The sequence below is a fragment of the Mesobacillus jeotgali genome (genome assembly GCF_002874535.1).
GTDB classification, from domain to species: domain Bacteria; phylum Bacillota; class Bacilli; order Bacillales; family Cytobacillaceae; genus Mesobacillus; species Mesobacillus jeotgali.
In genome coordinates this window covers 1,957,809-1,981,055 of the sequence record NZ_CP025025.1, presented here as the reverse complement: position 1 = coordinate 1,981,055, position 23,247 = coordinate 1,957,809, and the positions used below count along the sequence as shown (strand labels likewise).

Genomic DNA, 23,247 nt, shown 5'->3' with positions numbered 1-23,247 from the left:
CCGCTACGATGGCTCCGAGCCCAATTGACACTTTGACGGGAAGAACACTCTTCAATCCAAATCTTTCATCTCGATCATTCGGTTTGTCAAAGCTCCTGAATGAACAATGTCAACGTTCACTTTCACTTTGTTCAAACTCGCTTGTGTCAATTTGGCGGTTTTTCTCCAGCTTTGACGGTAAAGGACATGTTCTAAGTTTAAGAAATCTGTTTTCTGTTCTATTCCTAACTCATATTGTCCCTGAATTTCTTTTTTGATGATTGACTCACATAACTCCTTCATTTCAGCCAGTTTTAGATTCTTGTTGTTTTCCCGATTGGCAAGATTCCCTTTAACATTGACCATAATGTCGACTTCCGAACCATTGCTGACATACTTCACTTTTGGGTCTTCAAACACTGTTAGAAATGACGGTCCCCCCTCATTTGGGATCAAAACCTGGATTCTCTCCATCTCAGGAGTGGTCCATCGCAATCCCTTTAATTCTTTTGTGGAAAAAAAGCCCTTATACTCATCATTTTTAATAAAATAGGCACCATTCAAATACAGTTTGGCTTCTTTCTTTTCCGCTTCCTTCCATTGGCTTCTATTGATTGAAAGAGATGGAAGATTGGCAGTAAAGGCTGGTTCGTATATCTGTCTCGCCAATTCGAATAACTGTATTGGTTTAAGTTCAGAGCTTTGTTGAAAAATGGATTCGGGATGATGCAAGATTGTATTCAGAGAAGTTTGACCAAAAAATCCCTTAGTTGATAGGATGTCCTCGATCGATTCGTTCGTACCATAAACCCAGGGGGTCAATCGGAACTCGTGGTAACGGGTCAGACCATCAAAGATTTCCTGGAATCCTTGCTGTAAAGCAGCTTCAGATAGGACAATTGCTGTGACGTGGGCCCATACGAATCTCTCCTGAGCCGTCTTATAAATTTCAAAAAACGAATCAATAAAGATTTCGCCCTCCGCTTTCGATACCCACATTTTGGCTGGTGAACTATCACCACCCTCAGTTTTAGCAACCTTCATTAGATCCACCAATTGAATATAGGTATGATATTTCCCATCTTTATAATCCACCCCGATGGCCGTAGCATAGTTCAAATCCTGAGTTTCTTTGATGTCCGTACAACCTGTTTGTAAAATAAGAATGATCATAACCGTAACAAACGAAAGGTTCCTTGCAAACGTAATCATCTCTTTCTCCCCTTGTTTAACATAGATGCAGAAAAGTTCTTTGTTTTATAAGGGTTAATCAGCAAGGCTGAAAGAATTTCCTTAGGCCTTAGCGACACAATGGGCTCCATATAGTTAAGTTTGAACGACTCTAACTGACACAAATAAACCAGGACGGCAAATGAACCGATAAAAACGCCATATATTCCTAAGAAGGTTGCCATGATTAAAATCAGGAAACGAAGGACTGTGACCGTTCCTGTTAATGATTGATTGACAAGTGTGTATGTGGCTACTGCAGTCAAAGCAATGATGACAATGATGGTTGGCGAAGCGAGGCCCGCCCTGATGGCTGCATCCCCAATGATCAGACCGCCAACGATTGATATCGTTTGCCCTACTGCTATTGGCATCCTTATTCCTGCTTCCCTTAGCAATTCAAACAAAATAAGAATGAATAATGCCTCCAATGCGCCTGGAAAAGGCAATCCCTGTCTCGAGACCACCACAGTTGCCAGCAGCGGAAAAGGCAGTTGGTCGACATTCACGCTCGCGATCGCAATCCAAAATCCCGGGAGGTAAATTGAAATGAGGATTCCTACTATTCGTAAAACCCTCTGGAACAATACAAAGTAATACGGGAAGTGCAGATCCTCAGGTGACTTTGTTAATTCAGTGAAATTAGCCGGACCAATCAATACCATTGGTGAACCATCGACTGCTACAATGAATCGTCCCCTAAGCATCGATTCAATCGCAAAATCAGGCCGGGTTATATAATCCATTAAAGGAAAGATAGAAAGAGTCCGGTCTGAAACCCATTGCTCCAGCTGCCCCGCACTCAATATGCTTTCCGTCTCAATCTTGTTCAATCGTTCTCTTACTTCATTCAACGCTTCATGATTCACCTTATCGGATAAATACAGAATCGATACCTTGGTTTTCGATATCGAACCTATTGAGAAAATTTCATTTAAAAGCAGTGGACTTTTGATTCTTTTTCTAATCAGGGAAATATTCGTGTTCAATTCCTCTGTAAAAGAATCTTTTGGTCCTTTGATCGATGTTTCTGTTTTTGACTCCTCAGGTGTCCTTTTCGGTATATTCGCTATGTCGATTGCCCAGAAATGCTTTCTGCCGTTCTGAAAAATAACAAGGAAACCTGAAAACACTTTATCAAATAAAGCAGGAACCTCAACAATACTGATTACAGGCGGCAAATCCTTTTGTGTATCCACAACCTTTCCCCTGGTGGTAAGAAAGGTAATGACACCGTTATAATACTCATTCAATTGATTTCCATCCACCATGCCTTCGCAGTAAATGACTGCTACAGACTCACCCGTCTGCTTATAGCTCGTTACGGTCACATCCGCGTAACTCTTAAATAATTCCTGGAGTCCTTCTTTATTCATTTCACCAGAAAATAATGCTTGCTGCGCCAGATTGATTTTTTCAGAAAATGGCTGCTCAGACATTACTGTTCACCTTCTTCCTTCCAGGTAAGAATCCAACAATGAGCAGAACGGCCGAAAGAGAAAGACCGCTTATGAACATCACTGGATAATAAAAACTGCCGACAATTTTTTGAAGCAATAAATCGCTTAAGGGCAAAATGGAAATCGATGAAAATAAACCACCGCTCGCTATTAGCAAATTCCTTTTTAGTTTCACAGATTTTATGTTGAATAACTCTATTAACAGAAATAAACTCAAGGAAACTTTAACGAATGATCCTGCTAAAAATTGAAAAACAGCTAGGAAGTCCATATGAGAGACTTGTCTCCCCAATTGGACAAGCCTCCATTGTTCAAAGGCAGGAAACCGAAAATTAGCGGCAACATGCGGGCCGAATGAAGAAATGGAACCCGTCGTAGGACCAGCAACAAGCATTAACACCACAGACATCAGGATCACCCAATGTAAGTATTTAAACGGTTTGTTGAATTTATCATGAACCAGGAACAAGATGAACAAATCCATGCTCCCGCCCAGAACAATCACAAAACCCTCGAGCACAGGATGAAAGCCATTCACGAAAACAGGGAAAAGCATCGAATAATCTTTTTTAAACATTGTCGAGAAGGCAACAAAATAACCAAATGACCAAACAATTGGCAACAAGATGACCGATGTGTAAAGAATGACTCTAAACCCTTTAAAAGCCGCCCAGATGCACAATGACGTGAAACACAATGTAACAATCCATGCAGGTGTATTAGGAAGGAAGTAAACCTTGATCATAAGAATGAAATCATATGATGAAAATGATCCTGAAACAAGGAAATAGACAGCAAAGAATAGCGTAAATCCCTTCGCTACTATAGTGCCAGCCCGATTTTGCATCCAGCTTAAAAAATCTTCGCCATTCATCTTTTTAAAAATAAAAATCGCGAGAAATCCCCAGATCAGCAGGAATACATAGGCCAGGGCAACACTGACCCAGGCATCCCGTTTTGCTACTCTCAATAAATGCGGAAGGATCATCACATGGTTTGATATTCCAGTAAATAAAATAATCAAAGCCGAGACTTGAAGCCGAGAGAAATTCATAGTAAACCCCATTTTATGACTAATAGAAATAATTTTTACCATTTAAAAGAAAATATGCAGTCTGTGGAACTGTTTTCATATACGAGGGCAACTAAAAAAAGCTTGGAGCATCTTACAGCACCAAGCCTTTAGTGATGATTCGATATACTTAAATCTCAATTATTTAAACGAGGATCATGTTCACTTAATACTACTAGATATAAGCATCGAGGCATCCTGTTTCATAAAAATACCTTCGCCATGATAAAAGGTCTTAATTTCTATTGATTGAAATCCAATTTCAGTTAAGATGTTCCTCAGCTCTTCATGCAAAAAACCATTATGGACCTTCGGGTGATTTATTTGATTATTTTTATCAAAGTCAACAATGATCAGCTCGCCACCCTCATTGAGAATCGCGAACAATTGCTGAAGGATTTTTCTCGTATCTGGAATATGAAGAAGGACCAACGACAGTAAGGCGATGTCCGCTTTTAGTTCAGGAGTTTCTTGAGTAAATCTGAATAAAGCACCTTAGCATTCCTGATTCCCTTGCGAGCTATTTTAGCTTCCGCCACATCGAGCATTTGCTTTGAAGAGTCCACCAGCAAAATAGAGTTGACTAAATCAGATAACTCCAGGCTGACGAGGCCAGTCCCGCTGCCATAATCGATTAACGATTTTGTTGTACTCTCCCGTAATTCCGTTCCTGCGCTTCTCTAATATCCTACATCTTCCCCCGCATCACTCTCAACTTCTTCATCAACTGCTCCCTACTCTACATAGTCGATTTCAACTCACTATTATTAAGTACAGCGTCAACTTACAATGTTAAGCTCAGCGACTTCTCGTGACCTTTTAAAATCTGTCACAAATCCGCCACAAAAATCCTCTTCCCTACATGTCCCTTTTAAATGCCCACCTGTATATAGACAGTGAAAGGGCGGTGCAAAATAATGACAATTAAATCAGGGGTCATTGAAGGTTTTGAAGGGTATTCACAGTTCAGTTCTCTGGAGGAATTCAATCGGCATTTGGAAATGTGGCTGGCTGTACATAAGCATGATTTTTCAAAAGGCGAGCTTGTAGGATTAAAAAGGCTGTCCAGGTTCGCGGCAAAAATCCCAGGTGTCAGCAACGCTAAAATCGGAACGGTCCTGAAAGCCATCCATGAGGAGTACAACGAGCTCGGTATTTCCCGTTCCACTTTTAAAAGAATGATCATTAAAGCAAGCAATCTTGGGATCTTCACTGTATACGAAACAGAACGGAAGAATGGCTCACAATCCAGCAATCTATATGTATTCAATCGTTTTCCCATTAATGAACCACCGAAAAAGGAAAAAATGAACCACCGTAATAAAACTAGTAATCCTTCTGAAACTATAACTATGAAGAATAATAAACGTGAAGAAACTGCGCTTCAGCAAGCACCAGAAGAACATCTTTTCGTCAGTGACAGAATTCCGAAACCATTTGTTGAACTGGCAAAATACTTCTTTCCAAGCGCAAAAGCCATTGAGGAATTCTGGAAAATGACAACGATTGCTGCCTATAAAAATAACCAGGAAAACGAGACCGATACGATTCTGTCTGTTTCCCTGGATTCTTTTAAGCAGCTAGTTCGCAAAATGAAGTCTAGCGTAACAGTGAAAAATCCGCTTGCCTACTATACTGGCATTTTGAACAAGAAGTTTCAGGATCTATACTTTTGTGAGCTTTTTGAAATGGGTTTTTAACACTTTGAATTCTTTACTACATGATGGACATTAATCTTATGCCAAATCGCTTTCCAGTTCTTTTTAACAATCCGCTCTTCATATATCGCGGCGCGTTCTTTTGTTTCTGTAAAAAAAGGAGTCGGTTTCACTTCAAGATTAAGGACATCTTCTATCCCGCAAGGAGCGGTCAGGACCAATTCATCCTCCTTGTCCAGCTTTACACCAAGAGCTGTAGCCGTTTCCGGAAACTTTGAGATCGCATCCTCACAGGAAGTGTATGGCGGAATCTGATTTACAACATGCATCCTTGCCTGATTTTTAACAGACCAGGGGACAGCGGGCAAAATCCTTCTCAACTGTTCCTCTAGTATCTTTTCTTCATTCTCATCTATGTTTACTGAGTCAAAATAAATCACATCGACATCGGGAGTTAAGGTGCGGTCATTAAAACCATGCAGTTCATCCCAGATTTTTGAACGGACAAACCCTGCACAAATCCACCAGTCAGGCAAATTCAGTGTGCCGGCAGCATGTATAATCTCCATCATTATATCGTCGCTTTGAATTAAATGTATTACATCATCCTCGTTTTGCAACATACAACCTCCTATGAACCGAACGTATATTCCTATAGTAACACAAGTAGATATTAAGGGAAGATTTTCCTTTAAAATATGTCTTAAGTTCCGTAAAATGAAAGAAAAATAGATTATATTGCCGGAGGTCTAATGAAAAAGGTTATTTTAGTTACTTTATTTTGGGGTATCATCATTTTCTCTGTTATAGCGCAGATATCAGACAAATTCATTAATTGGCTAAGCCCAAATGCTGTTTCTCTTATAGATGAAAGAATGACATATACTTTTGTTCCGATGATTATGAACTTTTTTGTTTTATTTTTAATGTGGAAAATAAGAATTCAAAAGTCCTGGTTCCGTTTGTTTTTCATAGTTAATGTAATTTTGTTCGTATTCTATATTTATTACCAATATGGGGATTGGGGTCTTGGGATAACTAGATAAATAGACAAATTAGCTTGGATGCACTTTGAACTATTCCCTTTGTCTATGAAAAAAGAAGCACAGTGTACGTAACGTCCCCAAGCTTCCAGACTTCAAATAAGAAAAATTGGGGTAAAGAATAAAAACAGAAAAAAATGAGTGGGTAATATACAAGTTGCGTGCTAGAATTCTCACGGATGGAAATTATCTCAAGTTGATTCTTCGCTGGAGTATGAATCCAGTTTGCAATTCGATCTAGCTTACTACTTTTACCTGGAATTTCTGGTATCTCTACATGAAATTCATCTAGTCTACTCTTAAGCTCATTTGGGATCTCTTTTTTGCTCATTCAGGCACCACCAATAAAACCTTTAATTTTTTTAAAAAAGCATGAATCCAGGATTTGACTGTACCTATCGGGATCTCCAGACCAACCTAATTCCATATGTCCTCCACTCCTTTTCATCCATCTGCTTATACAAACGACAAGATGAAAAGGTTCATATGTGCTTCAACTTCTTCTTTGTTTTTAAAATCCATTCTTTTATTTAGCCACTTATTTTTGTTTATGTATCCAAGCATTTTTTTACTCCTGAATCATTAACTACACTTTCCTTGAAGTATCTCTATATCAAGCTTCACCATTTGAAAAATTCGCCAAAGAAATCCCACTCTCTTTTTATCATAACTACATCTATTTAACGAATTACTTTTCCTCTATTTAACTGTTAATAACTGGCTTAACTACTAAATTGAACCTATAAAATTAAAGTTAAATACAGTATGATAGTACTATCTTATGTGGGAGGAATCATAATTGATCCAAGTGGTTAAGGACTTACTATTAAATCTACTATTCATTATTGGTTTTTGTTCTTTTTTGCCGATGTTTTTAGAACAGAAAGGGATCAAGGTCAAAAAGTGGCTTACTATATTATTCTTTTGTATTGCGATTATTTTATGTATTACCTTTCCTATTCATTTAAATGATGATTTTGTGTTTGATTTACGAGGTGTTCCGATTTTCATTGGGGGGTTATATGGCGGGCCAGTTCCGTTGTTGATTTATAGTCTGATTGCCGTGGGATTCCGACTTTTATTCGGTGGTGATGGAAGTATTACCACGATTATGATAACTCTTTTAAATTCCATGTTAATTCTAGCTGTTTATAAAAGATTTAACTTATTGGCGGCGAAAGACAAGTTAAAACTAGTAGTGGTCTTAGGGATCCTCTCAACTATTGTAGTATTTGTATCACCCTATATCCTATTTGGTTTTACACTCCAGCCGGACTATTGGATAGGGTTTGGGTTTACTATGATACTATCATTATTTATTTTAGTTTACTTAATTGAGAGCCTCCAGGAATTTTCTTTTTTGCGTGAGCAGTTTATCCGCTCAGAAAAAATGGAGGTTGTTTCTCAATTGGCCGCCTCTATAAGTCATGAAGTAAGGAACCCAATGACAACCATAAAAGGGATGCTGCAAATGTTAAGGGAAACTCCTGATTTATCTGCTGATAAAAAAAATCAGTTCATAACAATCTCATTAGATGAACTTGATCGTGCAGAAAAGATCATTTCGGATTATTTGACCTATGCCAAGCCTACAGTCCAGGCAGCACAAATATTTGATGGTCATTTAGAGATAGAAAGAGCTATTAATGTCATCAAACCACTAGCAAACATGAATTGTATTGAAATAGAAACAGACTTGATCCCATTTCAATTAAATGCCAATCAAGAAAAATTTCAACAATGTATGGTCAATTTAACCAAGAATGCTGTAGAAGCGATGCCCAATGGCGGAAAGCTTGCTTTTCAAGCAATTCAGGTAAATGACTCATTGATCGAGGTAAAAATAAGCGATACAGGTGTGGGGATGGGACAAGACCAAATGATTCGTTTAGGAATGCCCTATTATTCAACAAAAGGAAAAAATGGCACAGGTCTCGGTTTAATGCTCGTATATAGAATAATAGAAAGTATGGGCGGCACTATTTCAGTTCAAAGTAAACTAGGGAAAGGTTCTACTTTTACTATTAAGCTAAACTCAACCACACTTACCAAGGAACAGGAGAAAAATAGAACTGTTAACTGAACAATCATTTTTCTTTGCTTTAAGAAGCTAACCCTGCCTTTAAAACGTTGGGTTAGCTTCTTCTATTGTGAATGATAAGGCATTTCTAATGACCATATTTACGAAGGATGTTTGTGAATATGCTCATAAAGGTGCCAAAATCATGGTTAAAAAGGGATGGATGAAAGCGCAAACGCAAATGGTAAATCACAAACAATAGAAAGCGCACGGTGGCGAAGTGAACATCCAAATTCACAAGAGAAATAGCAGGTAAGTCCATCACTTTTTTACAACTCAATCACATAGAAAAACGCAGAAGTATTTTAAACCTCTGCGTTTTTTAAGTATTTTAATGACTTGTTCTTCAACAAACGCTTCCCTTTAAAGGTGCAAAAGAAGACTGAAAGGCTCATTCATCCCTTAGTTCCCCTAACCGCAACGGTATGATAGCCTCTTGAATCTGGACCTTTGATTAAAGCTACGTCATTAAATCCCGCATTCTTCATATACGGAATTACTTGATTTTCAGTTATACCTCTTATTCCTTCCCATGTTTCATCTTCTTTCCCGTCAGAAAATGTAAGGATTACAACTCCTTCTGGCTTTAGAACCCTGAAGACTTCCGATAAAGTCGAATCTATATCAGTCCAAAAATACATGGTTTGGATACTGAAGACCTTGTTGAAATGTTCATGTTCGAAGGGCATTTTATTGAGATTAGCTTGCACTAGTTTTGCTCTCTTTTCCTTTATTGCCTTTTTGTTTCTGAATTGTGCTGATCGAATAATTGTTGGAGAAATGTCCAAACCGACTATTTCTTGAGTTAAATCCTTTTTCAAAAGCAATTTAATTGCATAACCTGCCCCACAGCCCAACTCTAAAATTCTGTCCCCTTTTTGGACATTCAATAACTCCAATGTCCAATTGGTTTCAGTCTTGTGCTGCCTTACCATTTTTTCACCAATATATGTACCGATTATTCCTTTTGGCGTTTTATATTGCCGATCGATAAATTCTCTAGTTTTTTTAAAGAAACCCATAAATATCTCCTAATATCTTTTAGTTCGAGTATGTTGATTTACTCTTGATGAATCTTCTCAACCACATTTTCAATGACCGAATTTACGTCCGCATAACCAAAATAATGTACATACATGACTTCGTTTCCCCATGAAGCAAAGACTTCCTTCATCTCCTTTTCTTCATGCACAATCAATAGATCCAGCTCCGGGTGCTTCCTTTCTACATATACATCCTGGCTGGTTTCAAAACTGTAGCGTTTGATCAAATCCATAACCAAATGCTCTGCCATTCTAGGGAACCTGAGTTGGTAATATTGTGTATGTATAGCCGGTGAATACTCCCCGCTGCCATCTTCCCATGTTTTATCCCGGACCAGCCCGTGTTCATCAGCTTCATATTGTACAGGTGAGAGAAGGCTCCAGGCATATGAATATCGATTACTCCAATCCACACCATCCTCTACGTAAGTAGGTTCTGGTCGCTCTAATTTAGGATCGCTCTCGACATCTGCCAATCTGACAATCGGCAAGTTCAAGTCTTTTTCCGGCAATGTTTTCGTATCCATTTTCATGAGGTGCACAAATGGAATAATGGCACTTAACCCTATCATCACTGTAAAAAGAAAACTAATAGCAGTATGGAATCTATGTCTCTTTTTCCACGGAGCATGATGGTCAATTGGGATACCTTCAGCTAATCTTTTGCGCAAATCACGAACAGAGAAAGCAGCTTGTAATGAAGCATAAGCGATATAACTTATGTAAATAGCCAAAAGTGTCTGATGGACCATGATTCCTTCAACCATTACAAACGTTGGCGTCCCGTCCAGGAACCAGGTGGAAGCTAACAAACCAATAAAGATCATCAGGCCAAAAACGATGACAGCAGCATTAAATATCAATTGTTTATCCAGTTCCTTCAATGAATACGATTGCTCTGAAGGATCAGTGTAAAGTTCGGGTGCATTCAGCTCAGCAGGTGATGAAAACACATGAAAAGAACCATAGCTGTTGACAAAATCCCAGCCTTTATCGCTATACATATCAACTTGCTCAGTCGATATCTCTTTACTGATCGACACCACTACCCTGTACCTCATGTTTTTCGGGTCAGTTTTTTCAAACTTGACGAACTGTCTCCCCAACTTTTTCAAGAAAAGCCCCTCAGCCGCCATGTCTGACAACCAGCTTTCAAGCTCCCCGATTCTCCAATAATCACTGGGGCTGAGTTTGTATACTGTTTTCATTCCCCGTCCCCCTCATCTAGTATCCCCTGTCTTAAGCAAAGCTTTTACCGGTCGTTATTCTGTAAACATCTATTCTGCTTATTGTTCGGTTATTACTTCTGATAATCAAGAGCCATGATAATGTCGATCTGCTCTTCACCCCCCATATAGAAGGAATGACATCCACTCTCTACAAAACCCGCGATTCAAGTTTGAATTCATAAAAAAGAAATATTGAGAAGTTTCTTCAAACATAGGCCTTCATCACCAACCGTCCATCTTATACGACTTCCATTCTTCAAGCAATCCCACGGGGAATCATGTATAAGAATATTAGAACAGAATTTAGAATAATACAGAGAGTATTAGCAATGAGAAGAAACCACCTAATACCTCCCACTGTAGATCTCACACCAAAAATTAAAATGAGGACAAACCCTATTTCTATTGAAACAAAAATGTAAGTCCAAATATCCCAAAAAGGAAACATCCGAAATATTGGATAGAAAACCATAGCTGAGATTGCCAATAACAAAGTCAATATAATGAGTAAAATATACGTTGTGCGGTCCTGTCCTTCATTCTGCAGCAACAATCTCACCTCTAGTTCTTCTCCATTAAAGGGCAAATCGGAATAAAGTTTTTTGGCCATTTAACTACTATCCACGGGAAATGAATAGCTTCAATCTCACTTTGTCGTCAAAATCCACTATATTTAAATTCTCGACTCTAATGCTTTTAAAGTCTGCTATATTTTTCCTATAAAATAAGTTCGACATACTTTGCAACATTCCTTCTTATTCAAGAAGCAGCCTCGAGGATTTAGTCCTATATGAAACATTCGTTAACATAATAGGATAATATTCATGCAAAATATGGTAATCTATTATTGGAAATATTTCACTATGAGAGGTAGATCATTTATGGAAGCTTATTTTTTCCCGTATTGATGTTAATAATTGTAATGATTTTAAACCGTAATTTTGCCAGTATCAAAGGCTGGATTGGAGAAAAGCGTGTGGCCAGCATTCTCTCTTCTTTAAATTCTCAGGAATACACCCTCATGAACGACCTTTATCTACCGAAAGAAAACGGACAAACTACTCAGATTGACCATCTACTAATATCCCCAAAAGGTATATTTGTCATTGAGACAAAAAACTATAAAGGCTGGATCACTGGCTCCGAACATAGCCAGTACTGGAAGCAGACAAACTATAAAAGGAAAGATAAATTATATAACCCTATTTGGCAGAATTCAGGCCATATAAAAGCCCTACAGGCACAATTAGGTGAAGTGGCAGCAGAAATACCCATCCACTCAGTGATCGTTTTCGGAAAAGAAGCAACACTGAAATTCAAAGAACCATTCAAGAATGCCTATGTCATCAAAAGCAACGAGCTTCTGGCTACACTCGATAAAATCCAGATCACACAGGAAGTATCCTTCTTCAAGCGAGGAAAAGTGAAGCAATTACTTGCCCCATTTCTCATACAGGATAAAAAACAAAAGCGAGAAATCAAGAAAAAGCACGTCTCCGATATTAAAAACGAACTTAAGCAAAAGAAAACAATGGTGTCAGAAAACATATGCACTCGCTGTGGAAGTCCCCTTGTTTCCAGAACAGGCAAAAAAGGAAAGTTCAAAGGCTGCAGCAGCTTCCCAAAATGCAGATTTATAGCATAGGAGCTGTTCAATGGGCCGCTAAAATAGCTAGCTTGTTACATAGTCATTTTATTCGTTAACAATCTATGATCTTAAAAATATGAATAGGTGAAAAACATGAATTTCAATATGTTAATAGAAGATCCGTTACTAAAAAACGTTGTGAGAACCATCGAGAGAACAGCAATCAGATCAATCATTATGGCAAATAATCGTATTCTGTTAGTTCAATCCAGTAGAGGAGACTTTAAATTTCCCGGAGGCGGACTTGAGGAAAACGAAAGCCACGAAGAATGTCTAATACGGGAAGTGAGAGAAGAAACCGGTTATATTCATTGCATCGTCAACAATAAAGTTGGCACAGTCACTGAACGGAAAATGGACGAGTATATCGAAAATTCCCTATTTCAAATGACCTCGCACTATTATCTATGTGATTTGGCAACCGATAAAAAAATCGCCCAACAACTGGATGGGTACGAAGCTGAACTGAATTTCACTCCCAAATGGGTTACCTTGGAAGAAGCAATTAAACAAAATGAAAGCTTGATAGAAAGATATGAGCAAAATGGCTGGTTGAAGCGTGAGACATTTGTTTTACAACAATTGAAGAGCCGGCTGATTGAGAAATGAACTAAGGAAATGGCACTAAGTAAGTCCATGGGCTTCAATAAAAATTCACATTACAAGAAGAAGCACAGAGTACGTCTCTGTGCTCGACAGTGGCTTCTGAGAATTGCCCCCGTTAGAAAGATATCATGCTTACATAATGAAAGCCTGCCAAGTTTGCAAGCTCTAATTTTCTATTATAATTTCTCCTTCATCCTTCGGTGCTTCGAAACCATTAAGATAGGAATTTAAAAGTTCTTCGGTTACAGGGAACGCATTTGCATCAAAACGTTTGTTTCGAATCTTAAGCCGTTCACGCAATTCATTAGGATGAACTTTTAGATAAATTAGCTTCCACTTTCCGCCGCTCTCTTCAATCAGCTGTTTATATTGCTCCCTTTTTGCCCGTTGCCAAAAACTAAAGTCAATGACCACTGGTTTATTATCGCGAATCAACTTTATTAAAAGGTTGCGTAATTTATTTTCCGCTTCCACCTTGTACTCCTCAATCTTCTCAATTGAGAAGTCCAACCCATACCGACCATGAGTAGCCCAAATTTCTTCGTCAATAGACAGTCGTACAAAGCCTTCTTTTTCTAATTGCTTTGAGAATGTAGTTTTCCCAGACCCAGCCACACCACACATCATGATCACTAGAGGCGTGAGATCATTTTTTTCACGATAAATGATGTCAAAATTGAAAGTGTCAAACATCTGGATACCCTCCTCCGTCCTTACGCCTCCATTTTTATCTCAACAACTTTGGAAAGATTTCCCGCATGTAATTTGGAATATCCTCTTCTTGGACACTAGCCATTTCTTTAAAAGTAACCCCTTTAGCTAAAAGGAACTCAACCAGTTCCCAACCCACGTAGTATGCTTCTCTTTCATGCTTGGTGGTTCCACTCCCAAACGTAAACATTGTTACGGCTTTTGAAGAGGCATCTTCTAAAAAAGGAAAGATTCCGTTTAGGATTTCCGCTCGGCTTACTTTACAAGATTGTAGCCAACCGTTTTCACGCTCAATATATTGTTCATCTGGATGCCCTGGAACTAAAGATTTGCTTACCTGAGTCGCTAACCCTTCCTGCAAAATAGTAGATGCGATTGTCCGTTCCCACTCACCTGTAAGATTTGCCGTTTGTGAATGTACTATATGTGTCAGTTCATGTGCAAGAAAAATTTCAGAATCTCCGTTCTCAACCGGCAGACAAAGTGCCATACGCTTTTGGTCATAGGGAGCAACAAAAGGATTATTTTCAAATCCCCCAACGAAATAAACAACGACTAAATCAATTGGCTCATCATAACCAAGCAATGCTTTAACTTTTGTTAGGTACTCCATAACTTTTGCCTCATTTGGTTTCCATGACTCAATAAAAGTTAAATATTCAGGATAAACTTCCCAGGCAGCGTCCAGCAAATTTCTCGCCATCTTTTTTCCCTCGTCTCCAGGAGGAACCGCCGCAAAGTTATAATGCTCCTTCCAAAGAGACCATCTCTCTTCCTCATTATTTTCAGGCTTGTTTGCCATTTTATAAAAAGTCAGGAACTTGGGCACCAAATTTAAAATTTCAATCTTATCCAAATTGTTACCTCCTAAAATAAATGCAATAGATATGTAGATTAACTACACACTTTTAACTTTTCTTTCTTTAGTGACATATAAAAAAAGGAATAAAGTAAGACTCGCTTCTTTCAAAAATTCTTAAGACATAGGTTAATTTTAATAAAAATGTTAACAGTTATTTTACCAAATCTCCAACTTTGAATATTCCTATATCCTGCCAGGTTCCTGTTTATTTACAACGAACCTATCTCCAATTTGATAGGTGTACGAAGGATTCGGATGGTGCCTGGCACCTATACTCTTTTTAATAAATACACATAAAATACTGCCACTGGTGCCAGGATCAGCCCTGATGTCACGATGGAAAGACCCAGTCCGAATTTGAGAGCTATGAATCCAATGATTGGCCCGCTCAATATTTGTCCAAGCGCATCAATCTGGCCGTAGGTGGAAAGGACTGTTGCCCTCACCTTGGATTCAATATTCTCATTAAGCCAAGCTCTATATATTGGTCCATTAGTGATCCGCAAAATATAGAATGTCAGATAAGCAGAGAAAGCCATCGTGAAATTCCCAGCGAGCCCAAATGCGATGATGCTGAATACCATTGCCGAGTTGATGGCAATCAATAGCCATACTTTCTGCAGTTTTCCGGTTTTCTCAAGTTTCCTCTTTATGTATTCGACCGCAATGATACTTGTTACCATGGCAATCCCATTGATGATACCTACCCAGACGACCGGTTTGATATTGACATCAGGCAAACCGACCTCCAACATGTGCGCGATCCACAAACGGTCAAGACCCTCGCTGAACAAGCCGTAAAAGAAAACAATTCCTGTCATGACCATCAGGAAATGGTTCTTCCTAATCGATTGGAGGCCTGACTTAAAAGTATGGATCATCTGCCTGAGCGAGTCACGATTCTCTGAAGGTGCCGGATGAAAAGCCGTCTCAGGCATGAATAGTATCAAAAATACCGCAAGGACCAGGAACATCACTCCCCCGATGATCATCGGCAAATTGATCATGACAGTACCGATGAGAACGCTGACAATTATCGCAAGCAGCGCACCAAACTGTTTGACCTGCGCGCCTCTAAGGAATAGCCGAGAAAGGTCTTTACCGCCCATCTCGTCGGCAATCCACGCTTCATCCGCACCACTTGTGAATGTATAGCCTATGCCCCAAAGAATCTGACATAGCAAAATAACCATAAAGACAGGCACCAGACCTTCAATTAGGAAACCCAGGCCGATCAGGAACAATCCGATGATGACGGACATCTTCCTGCTCTTCGTGTCCGCCAATATCCCTGTCGGAATTTCAAATAGAAAACTGCTAAGTTCCAGCGCCGTGCCCACAATGACCAGTTCAAAAGCATTGAAGCCAGCAACCTCTATTCTATAAATCTCGTTGACGGTAAAAACCATCTCAAACAAAAAAGCAGTCAAACCTGCATATATAAGGTAGACCCTGTAGGCCGATAGTTTCCCCGTCATAGTGTTCCTCCTGAATTTCCGAGTGAACTTATTCTCCCGGCAGTACTTCATCCCCTCTGCACAATATACAGGAATTGAACCCTTCAGCTATCCTATATCCAACCACATTCCTATTTGTTTCCAGATTGACCACATTAGCAGAATGAAAGAATACATGCCAGAATGGAATATTCCTTGAGAATCGGCTGATATTTTTCCGTATATTGTCCTCAGTAACTTCCAGCTCACTCCACAATCTTATTTTTCGTTGTAAGTCCCTATATGTTATTAATTCTTCGGCTGTCAATAATCCATAGAATATATAGAAAGATACCGGATTTAGAGTTAATTTAAATCCATCTGGAAAAATGATTTCCCTGCCTTGATCAGAAATTCGCAATATTACTTGCTTACCCTTTGGCTGAAACGCTGCAAATTCAGACTCACTTATTCTAGATGCAATTCCGTTTTCTATTTTCCTATAAAACATTCTTTCAAAGGTGTCCTCATCCAGAACAAGAATCTCATTGCGGTACTTTTCTATCCTTTCTTTTTCTAACTCTGAGTATAAGTTCTCTTCTATACTTTGAACCTCCAGTATTGATTCTTTCGCAATTCTGATTCCGCAATTCACCATGAACATATTGGCAAGCAGGGTTTGTGTATCATTCAATCCTTCTGTAGAGCTACCATCCAGTGCTTTTCCCAAATGAAGGATGGCTTTCGTGTATTCTTCATTTCTGTAATACAAGTAAGCTAGCCGATAATTTGCTACTGGATGATCTGGTTTAAGTCGTAATGCTTCTTGTAAATACCTTGTTGCAATATTTGGATCAGGCTTTTCCGCCATTTTGAAGTATTCGGCCTGAGAGACATAGAGCTTTACCAATCTTTCCTCAATCAACCTTTGCTTAGTCTTATCTCTGTCCTTTTTGGCTTCAATAAGTTCCTGTTTAAATCGCTCTTCTTCATCTTTAGGATGCAATTCCCTCTCTCTTTCGTCCACAACGATTCACCTCAATATCAATTTCCACTTGTGGTATTCAAAATCCTTCTTTTTTGAAGTGTGACACGGTGTCACAGCACGCTTGCTAAACTAAGCCTACCAAACAAAGGGAGATGATATTGAATGGAAAATAACATTCTGTTAGCAAGACATGGTTTGCAAAAGGAAGACGGGATTGCTTCACCCAAAGAAATTGCTACACAATTATTAAATCGGCTTTTGGCTGCTCCTGATACTTTAGAAAATGATTCAACTATAATTAGCGCATTGCAAGCGGCTAGCCGGGAAATAAACTCTCCTGGTCCGGGAATGCTGATCGATCCGCTTGGAGGAGATTTGCCGCTCACGGATTTTGACCCTTACATTCGCGGCATCGTTCGCTGGTTAAACGAATTGGGCATTTATACTTTTGGTTCCTGTGATGGGCATGGGAAAAGGCCTGCACATATCTTCTTAAAAAAGTTCCCGAATAGCAGGCAGGTTGAAATCATAAAAGCTGCAGTTCCTGCATGTATGAAATGCAGAATCGACGGTAAAAATGTCCGTCTTGCTTATCCGCTAGAAAGTCAAACGCTGCTTCTCGATATAGCTGAAAATTTATATCAAGTTTATAAGAATCCTGACTACCTTAAAAATCTTCATGCTGGAAATTTTAAATTTCAATTAATTGAATTGCTCAATATTCCTGGAGCAAGTACAGATGAAAGAGCCATTCGTTTAACGTTGAAAAATAAACTGAATCGCCTTCTCGACAACTCGTTTATCGATAGAAAAGGGAACCTTCTCGGCTACATGGAGTGCGGTACAGGCCCAACCATTCTCCTTTCGGCTCATATGGATACAGTAGAAGAAATTGAATGTAAACGTGAAATTATCGAGGAAGGCACTACCCTTAGAAGCTCAAAAGGAATTTTAGGAGCAGATGACCGTGCAGGAATTGCCGCTATACTTTCGATATTAAAAAGAGTACGAAAGACAAATTTCAATGGAACGATAAAAGTGGCTTTTACGGTTGAAGAAGAAATTGGATGCCGCGGCTCACGTGGAATAGACATGGATTTCATAGAGGATGTTGATGCAGCGATTGTAATTGATCGAAGAAGCAACAGAGATATCGTTACTTCAAATGCCGGATTTGCTTTCTGCTCAGACGAATTCGGTAAACTGTTTGAACAAGCAGGAAAATTAGCAGGCATGGAAGATTGGCAAACTACATCAGGAGGAATCAGCGATGCTAAAGTGTTTGCAAATTACGGCATCCCCTCTGTCAACCTGTCAGCCGGATATCAAAATGAACATACTGATTTTGAAACCGTTGACTTTTTAGCAACTTTCGAAACAGTATTACTAGTTGAGTTTTTATTGCATAACGATATGATTCGCAAACTGGATTCCTGCCAATATCATCACAATCCTGAAAACATAGTGTAAAAAATTACTTCTTACCAATTCCGGAATGACCTATTATAAAAAGGCAGTGTTGGATTATCAACACTGCCTTTTCCATAACTTTATAATCTTTTAGACTTTCAAATCGAAACCTCAACTACCATTAACTATGCTTGAGAAATACCCTGTTAAGCTTCCAAACAAACATCTTCATATTTTATTTTCCGCTTGCGGAATTGTGCTCTCAATCGATTAATGGCTTTTGTTTCAATTTGACGAATCCGTTCCCTTGTCAGTCCATACAGTTGCCCAATCTCTTCTAAAGTTTTAGGCTTACCTCCGTCAAATCCTACCCGATGCTTGATTACATCGCTTTCTCTTTCCTTTAGCTCGTCGAGAACAACTTCTAATTGATTCCTCAGATTGGTTGATACCATATTTTCATATGGATCCCGAAGATCGATGCAGACTTCACTGAGAACGTGGTCAGGACTGTATTCGATGAAGTCAATTAACAAACTATCCTCATCTTCTTGTGAGACAATGCTATGTAAGGATTTCATCCCTATGAACTTTTCATCTACCTGCTTCAATTCGTAATATTGCTCTTCAGTAATATCCATTTGCTCACAAACCCACTCTATGTCCAGGTAGCTCTTTTCCCAAAAGCACTCATTCTCCAGCCTGATTACCTTCTTTATCTTCTCGTGCATATGTACGGGTATTCGAACTGTTGTCCCTTCATCGCAAATCGCCCTTGTTATTTTCTGTCTTATCCACCATGTTGCATAGGTAGAAAACTGATAACCCATATTAGGGTCGAATCGATCGATCGCATTTAAAAGGCCGAATTTTCCGATGCTGACCAAGTCATCAAAATCAAGCTTATGACGGCTGGTGTTCTGGTATTTACCAGCAACTTTTTCAACAAGGCCTTGATTGAGGCTGACAATCTGAGATAAAAATTCATCGCTCTTAGTAGATTGGTATTTTTCAATAAGCCAAATATTGTCGCCGAAGTTATTAGTTGGAAGCGCAGCATTCAGGATTTTCTCCTTGTTGTCCTCCAAGAATTGATTCGGGTCAAAGTCGTCGTCATCGTCATCATCGTCATCCATTACAATAACTGGTTTCACTGGTAATACTGGTTCAGTCGGCTTTTTTGTTTCCGCTATCTTTTCTTCTTTAAGAATATAGTTATGGTATCCCTTTTCCTTCAGGTAATCTATTATGAATTGCTCTGGCACAGCCCGGTTAATATTGACTTCTATAATCCTTTGAAGCCATTGAACATTAATCTTATCAGACTTTGAATATTGGCCTAAGTAGTTTGCTATAGTTGCAGCAACTGATGCTAGTTCTTTATGCATAATTTCACTTCCTGTTGAAACTTTATTAATTCTATTTTAGTATTAATTTATCACAATGGAAACAGAATGGAAGTGATTTTTTTGTTTGAAAATTTGGTATTTCAAATTGACCATTTAATTACTATGCAAAATACAGATAAAAACCAATTGATTGTCTTTAAAGGGTTCCCGTCAAAATGGCTTACCGACCTTAAAATCAAGAAGCTGTTCAGCAGCGGATTGGATGTCTCGCTTGAGGAATTAAATAATAGTAAGACAACGTTAATTACGGAAGCTGTCATGAATTTTAACCAATCACCAGGCGTTTATTGGTGTACCTTTGAAGAATTGGCGACCGTTTCAACCACGACAATCGAACCCTTCAGTAAGGTTACAATCGTGAATAATAATTTGTACCAACATTATTATCCTTTGAATTATGAGATTCATAATATCGAGTCAATCTATAGTGAATACTTTGATGAAATCGATAAGCATAGCCAGGTACCTGATGAAATTCAGTACATCACTACATATTATGGCAATATATTAAAAACAAAGAATGGTGATTTCTTCGTATCATATGTAGACGAAAATCATTCTATTGACCTCTTCCCTGTTCCAGATGAATTGCAACAATTGGCAATCGACACTGAATCTGACAGCTTTATCGAATTATCGGATGTGGAAGAACCGTTCCTCGATTTGCTGAATGATCTTTTGAACGATCGATATAATCAGAAGACCATTTTCTTTTCCTGGAAAGGGAATCTACAGCAATTCAGTCAGAACTACCTGGACAGAATTAAACTTATTCAGTCTCTGTATCCAGATGTAATAATTTACGAACACCAAAAAAAGACAGTGGAAGTAAAGAATGAGCGGGAGCAGGAATATCGGGAGATTTTGAAAACGTATTGGAAGTACGATGATTTCCGGCCGCTGAAAATGTATAAGAACGTGGATGATTATAATAATCCTAAGGAGATCACCTATATTTCACAAGCTCAAATTATCAATGATCTTGTAGTTCAGGCTGAGGCTGCAAAAGATGAAGAAGCTTATAGAGATATTTTCGTAACCTCTCCTACTGGTGCAGGTAAATCGGTCATGTTCCAGGTTCCAGCCATTTACCTCGCAGAGAAATACAACCTATTAACGATTGTTATTTCTCCGTTGATTGGTTTGATGAAGGATCAAGTATATGGATTGCAGGAAAAGAACGTTCATTTCTCTGCAACGATTAACTCTGAGGTATCCCCTGTTGAAAAAATGAACATTACCAAACGGATTGCTGATGGAGAAATCTCTATTTTGTATATCTCGCCTGAAACATTATTAAGCAGGTCTGACATTAAAATGCTGATAGGTGAAAGACGAGTAGGATTGTTCGTTATTGACGAAGCACATATTGTAACCACCTGGGGCAAAGCGTTCCGGTCGGATTATTGGTATCTTGGCAGCTATCTTCAAAAACTGCGCAAGGAAATGCAGTTCCCAATCGCTACCTTCACCGCAACAGCGATTTACGGCGGCGTAGAAGATATGTACTCTGAAACTAGAGACAGCCTTATGCTCACCAGCCCCATCAATTACTTTGGCTATGTGAAAAGGGATGATATCAAGGTATCGCTTAATCATATAAAATCAGCAGGAAAGCGTGACCAGGAATACAGGCAGCAGAAGTATGCCCTTCTGCATGAAAGACTAAAAAGACTTTATGCCAAAAATAAAAAAGTGCTGATTTACTTCCCTTTTGTTTCACTGCTAAAGCAATTTAATGAATTTATGCAGCTGAATGCCGACCAAGAACTTGCAACAACGATTTCTATGTATTATGGACAATTGAAAAAAGAAGAGAAAAACGAAAGCTTCCTGAAGTATAAGCGAAATGATTCCAAGATCATGCTTGCAACAAAGGCATTCGGAATGGGAATTGATATTTCTGATATCAGTACAATCATACACTTTGCACCTACTGGGAATGTCTGTGATTATATCCAGGAAATCGGCCGTGCAGCACGTGATTTGCCTGAAGGAAAAGCTTTCTTTGACTTCCTTCCTCAGGACTTCAACCATGTAAAACGACTGCATGGAATCAGCACCATCAGAAAAACACAGTTGGTTCAGGTAATGGATAAGATCCTGCAGCTTTATAAAAAAGATTTTAATAAAAAGCAGGCTCGTAATCTATTGATTAGTTCAGAAGAATTTAGGTATATTTTCGATCGCAATCGCAAATCGGATGTAGAAGATGATATAGATAATAAACTTAAAACTGCACTACTAATTATCGAAAAGGATTTCATCAATCGTTTAGGATATTCTCCTATAATCGCTAGACCAAGAAGCGTTTTTTCTATTGAATACGTTAAAGTGAAAAAAGATATTGAAAAAGAATTTGTCGCTAAATATGTTCAATATGTTGAGAAAGTTAAGACCCTAAACGATGTATACTTTGGTGGTATTTACAAATTAAACTTAAAAAACCTTTGGGAAGAACAATACAAAGATCTTTCCTTCCCAAAATTCAAGTATATGATGTATCAAAAGGATGAATCTTTAAAGTTTAAGTATATTGAATATATTGAATCAGTTTTTATCCTAGATTTAAACATACAAAACGAGAAGGAACATAACTTTTTGTGGAAAGTAGATGATTTAGTAGGAAAAATTGAGAAGTTGTTTAGCCCATATATAAGAAATAATAATCAATTTACAGCTTCAGACTTAGCTTCAGCTATACAGGGGATTTTCAATAAATCAAGGTATCAATCAGAAACAATAGCTAGTCTTATTCTCCAAAGTGTAATTAGTTATCAGAGTGCTGTTAATGTTAACAGAAACCATAGAATAAAAATGATATATGAAAAAGAGAATCAAAATAACACCAAGTATCAATTATATCCAGGGATAGATGAATTCACTAAATTTCTAAGTTCCCATGTTAAAAGACTTATTCAGATGTCTTCAAATAAACCTGAAACCAATAGTAAAGAGGTTTTCTTAACTAAATCTAACCGCTTTGAAGCGGAAAAGTCATTCATATCACTTGGTCTTTTCGAAGCATTCGACCTCTTGCTGTATGAAGTTAAAGGCGGAGATAATCCCGAAATTTTTGTGCGTATAAACTCTAAAATGGAAATTGAAAAAACAGTAAAAAACGGAGAGAACTATCAGAACACCATTCTAAATAATGTTAATAAGAGACATAAAATATCTGTCGAAATGTTGAGTTATTTATTTGAAAAGGAAGTAGAGACAGACGATTTTTGGGAATACATTGAAGACTATTTTCTGGGTAGAGTACCACAAGATGTCTTAGAGAGGATATAAAAGTAATTCTATTTAAGCTTGGCTCCTGTCAATAACCAGGAGCCTTTATATATAACAATGGATTCTTTATAACGAATGTTTGTCATGTT

The 23,247-nt window shown here is 38.4% G+C and carries 18 protein-coding genes and 1 pseudogene; 6 read left to right on the top strand and 13 right to left on the bottom strand.

The window, feature by feature from the left end; translation table 11 throughout:
• Positions 1–51 precede the first annotated feature (51 nt).
• The 4 genes and pseudogenes from CD004_RS09945 to CD004_RS09930 form a co-directional block, all read right to left on the bottom strand.
• Positions 52–1,191 carry a Ger(x)C family spore germination protein gene (locus tag CD004_RS09945; RefSeq protein WP_102262618.1) on the bottom strand — a complete coding sequence of 380 codons (1,140 nt, stop codon included), beginning with the start codon at positions 1,189–1,191 and terminating at the stop codon, positions 52–54.
• Positions 1,188–2,648 carry a spore germination protein gene (locus tag CD004_RS09940; RefSeq protein ID WP_233434982.1) on the bottom strand — a complete coding sequence of 487 codons (1,461 nt, stop codon included), beginning with the start codon at positions 2,646–2,648 and terminating at the stop codon, positions 1,188–1,190. Before CD004_RS09940 ends, CD004_RS09945 begins: the two co-directional genes overlap by 4 nt.
• On the bottom strand, positions 2,641–3,723 hold the full coding sequence (locus tag CD004_RS09935) for a GerAB/ArcD/ProY family transporter (protein ID WP_158651525.1): 1,083 nt from the start codon (positions 3,721–3,723) through the stop codon (positions 2,641–2,643). Before CD004_RS09935 ends, CD004_RS09940 begins: the two co-directional genes overlap by 8 nt.
• 180 nt (positions 3,724–3,903) lie before the next feature.
• A pseudogene (locus CD004_RS09930) lies at positions 3,904–4,406 on the bottom strand (class I SAM-dependent methyltransferase); the annotation flags it as partial.
• A gap of 252 nt (positions 4,407–4,658) precedes the next feature.
• On the opposite strand from CD004_RS09930, the gene CD004_RS09925 reads away from it, so the two are divergent.
• A complete protein-coding gene (locus CD004_RS09925; protein WP_102262616.1) occupies positions 4,659–5,441 on the top strand; it encodes a hypothetical protein in 783 nt (260 codons plus the stop codon).
• Here CD004_RS09925 and CD004_RS09920 read toward each other — a convergent pair.
• Complete coding sequence (locus tag CD004_RS09920; protein ID WP_102262615.1) at positions 5,438–6,022, bottom strand: nucleotidyltransferase family protein; 585 nt, start codon at positions 6,020–6,022, stop codon at positions 5,438–5,440. The genes CD004_RS09925 and CD004_RS09920 overlap by 4 nt on opposite strands.
• Positions 6,023–6,488: 466 nt before the next feature.
• Positions 6,489–6,773, bottom strand: a complete 285-nt coding sequence (locus CD004_RS09910; RefSeq protein WP_102262613.1) for a hypothetical protein — start codon at positions 6,771–6,773, stop codon at positions 6,489–6,491.
• A 477-nt stretch (positions 6,774–7,250) separates the two neighbouring features.
• Between CD004_RS09910 and CD004_RS09905 the strand changes: the two genes are divergently transcribed.
• Entirely contained in the window at positions 7,251–8,525 is a 1,275-nt protein-coding gene (locus tag CD004_RS09905; protein ID WP_233435024.1) for an ATP-binding protein, read from the top strand.
• Between the two features lie 392 nt (positions 8,526–8,917).
• On the opposite strand, the gene CD004_RS09900 is transcribed toward CD004_RS09905, so the two are convergent.
• Both CD004_RS09900 and CD004_RS09895 read right to left on the bottom strand, forming a co-directional pair.
• The gene (locus CD004_RS09900) at positions 8,918–9,544 is read right to left on the bottom strand and encodes a class I SAM-dependent methyltransferase (protein ID WP_102262611.1); all 627 of its coding nucleotides are present in this window, start codon (positions 9,542–9,544) and stop codon (positions 8,918–8,920) included.
• A gap of 38 nt (positions 9,545–9,582) precedes the next feature.
• Positions 9,583–10,773, bottom strand: a complete 1,191-nt coding sequence (locus CD004_RS09895; protein WP_102262610.1) for a DUF2812 domain-containing protein — start codon at positions 10,771–10,773, stop codon at positions 9,583–9,585.
• Positions 10,774–11,701: 928 nt separating this feature from the next.
• Between CD004_RS09895 and CD004_RS09885 the strand changes: the two genes are divergently transcribed.
• Entirely contained in the window at positions 11,702–12,439 is a 738-nt protein-coding gene (locus CD004_RS09885) for an NERD domain-containing protein (protein ID WP_102265056.1), read from the top strand.
• Between the two features lie 96 nt (positions 12,440–12,535).
• Positions 12,536–13,051 (top strand): NUDIX domain-containing protein, encoded by a 516-nt coding sequence (locus CD004_RS09880; protein ID WP_102262608.1) that lies wholly within the window; start codon positions 12,536–12,538, stop codon positions 13,049–13,051.
• A gap of 162 nt (positions 13,052–13,213) precedes the next feature.
• Here CD004_RS09880 and CD004_RS09875 read toward each other — a convergent pair whose 3' ends face one another.
• From CD004_RS09875 to CD004_RS09860, 4 genes are all read right to left on the bottom strand, one after another.
• A complete protein-coding gene (locus CD004_RS09875) occupies positions 13,214–13,741 on the bottom strand; it encodes a P-loop nucleotide/nucleoside kinase family protein (protein WP_102262607.1) in 528 nt (175 codons plus the stop codon).
• 34 nt (positions 13,742–13,775) lie between these two features.
• Positions 13,776–14,615: a DUF2268 domain-containing putative Zn-dependent protease gene (locus tag CD004_RS09870; protein WP_102262606.1), complete on the bottom strand. Its 840-nt coding sequence runs from the start codon at positions 14,613–14,615 to the stop codon at positions 13,776–13,778.
• Positions 14,616–14,890: 275 nt separating this feature from the next.
• Positions 14,891–16,099 (bottom strand): MFS transporter, encoded by a 1,209-nt coding sequence (locus CD004_RS09865; protein WP_158651523.1) that lies wholly within the window; start codon positions 16,097–16,099, stop codon positions 14,891–14,893.
• 28 nt (positions 16,100–16,127) lie between these two features.
• On the bottom strand, positions 16,128–17,063 hold the full coding sequence (locus CD004_RS09860; protein ID WP_158651522.1) for a tetratricopeptide repeat protein: 936 nt from the start codon (positions 17,061–17,063) through the stop codon (positions 16,128–16,130).
• 144 nt (positions 17,064–17,207) lie between these two features.
• Here CD004_RS09860 and CD004_RS09855 point away from each other — a divergent pair, with 144 nt between their 5' ends.
• On the top strand, positions 17,208–18,515 hold the full coding sequence (locus tag CD004_RS09855) for a M20/M25/M40 family metallo-hydrolase (RefSeq protein ID WP_102262603.1): 1,308 nt from the start codon (positions 17,208–17,210) through the stop codon (positions 18,513–18,515).
• Positions 18,516–18,661: 146 nt separating this feature from the next.
• On the opposite strand, the gene CD004_RS09850 is transcribed toward CD004_RS09855, so the two are convergent.
• On the bottom strand, positions 18,662–19,843 hold the full coding sequence (locus tag CD004_RS09850; protein WP_102262602.1) for a sigma-70 family RNA polymerase sigma factor: 1,182 nt from the start codon (positions 19,841–19,843) through the stop codon (positions 18,662–18,664).
• A gap of 81 nt (positions 19,844–19,924) precedes the next feature.
• On the opposite strand from CD004_RS09850, the gene CD004_RS09845 reads away from it, so the two are divergent.
• On the top strand, positions 19,925–23,158 hold the full coding sequence (locus tag CD004_RS09845) for a DEAD/DEAH box helicase (RefSeq protein ID WP_158651521.1): 3,234 nt from the start codon (positions 19,925–19,927) through the stop codon (positions 23,156–23,158).
• Positions 23,159–23,247 lie beyond the last annotated feature (89 nt).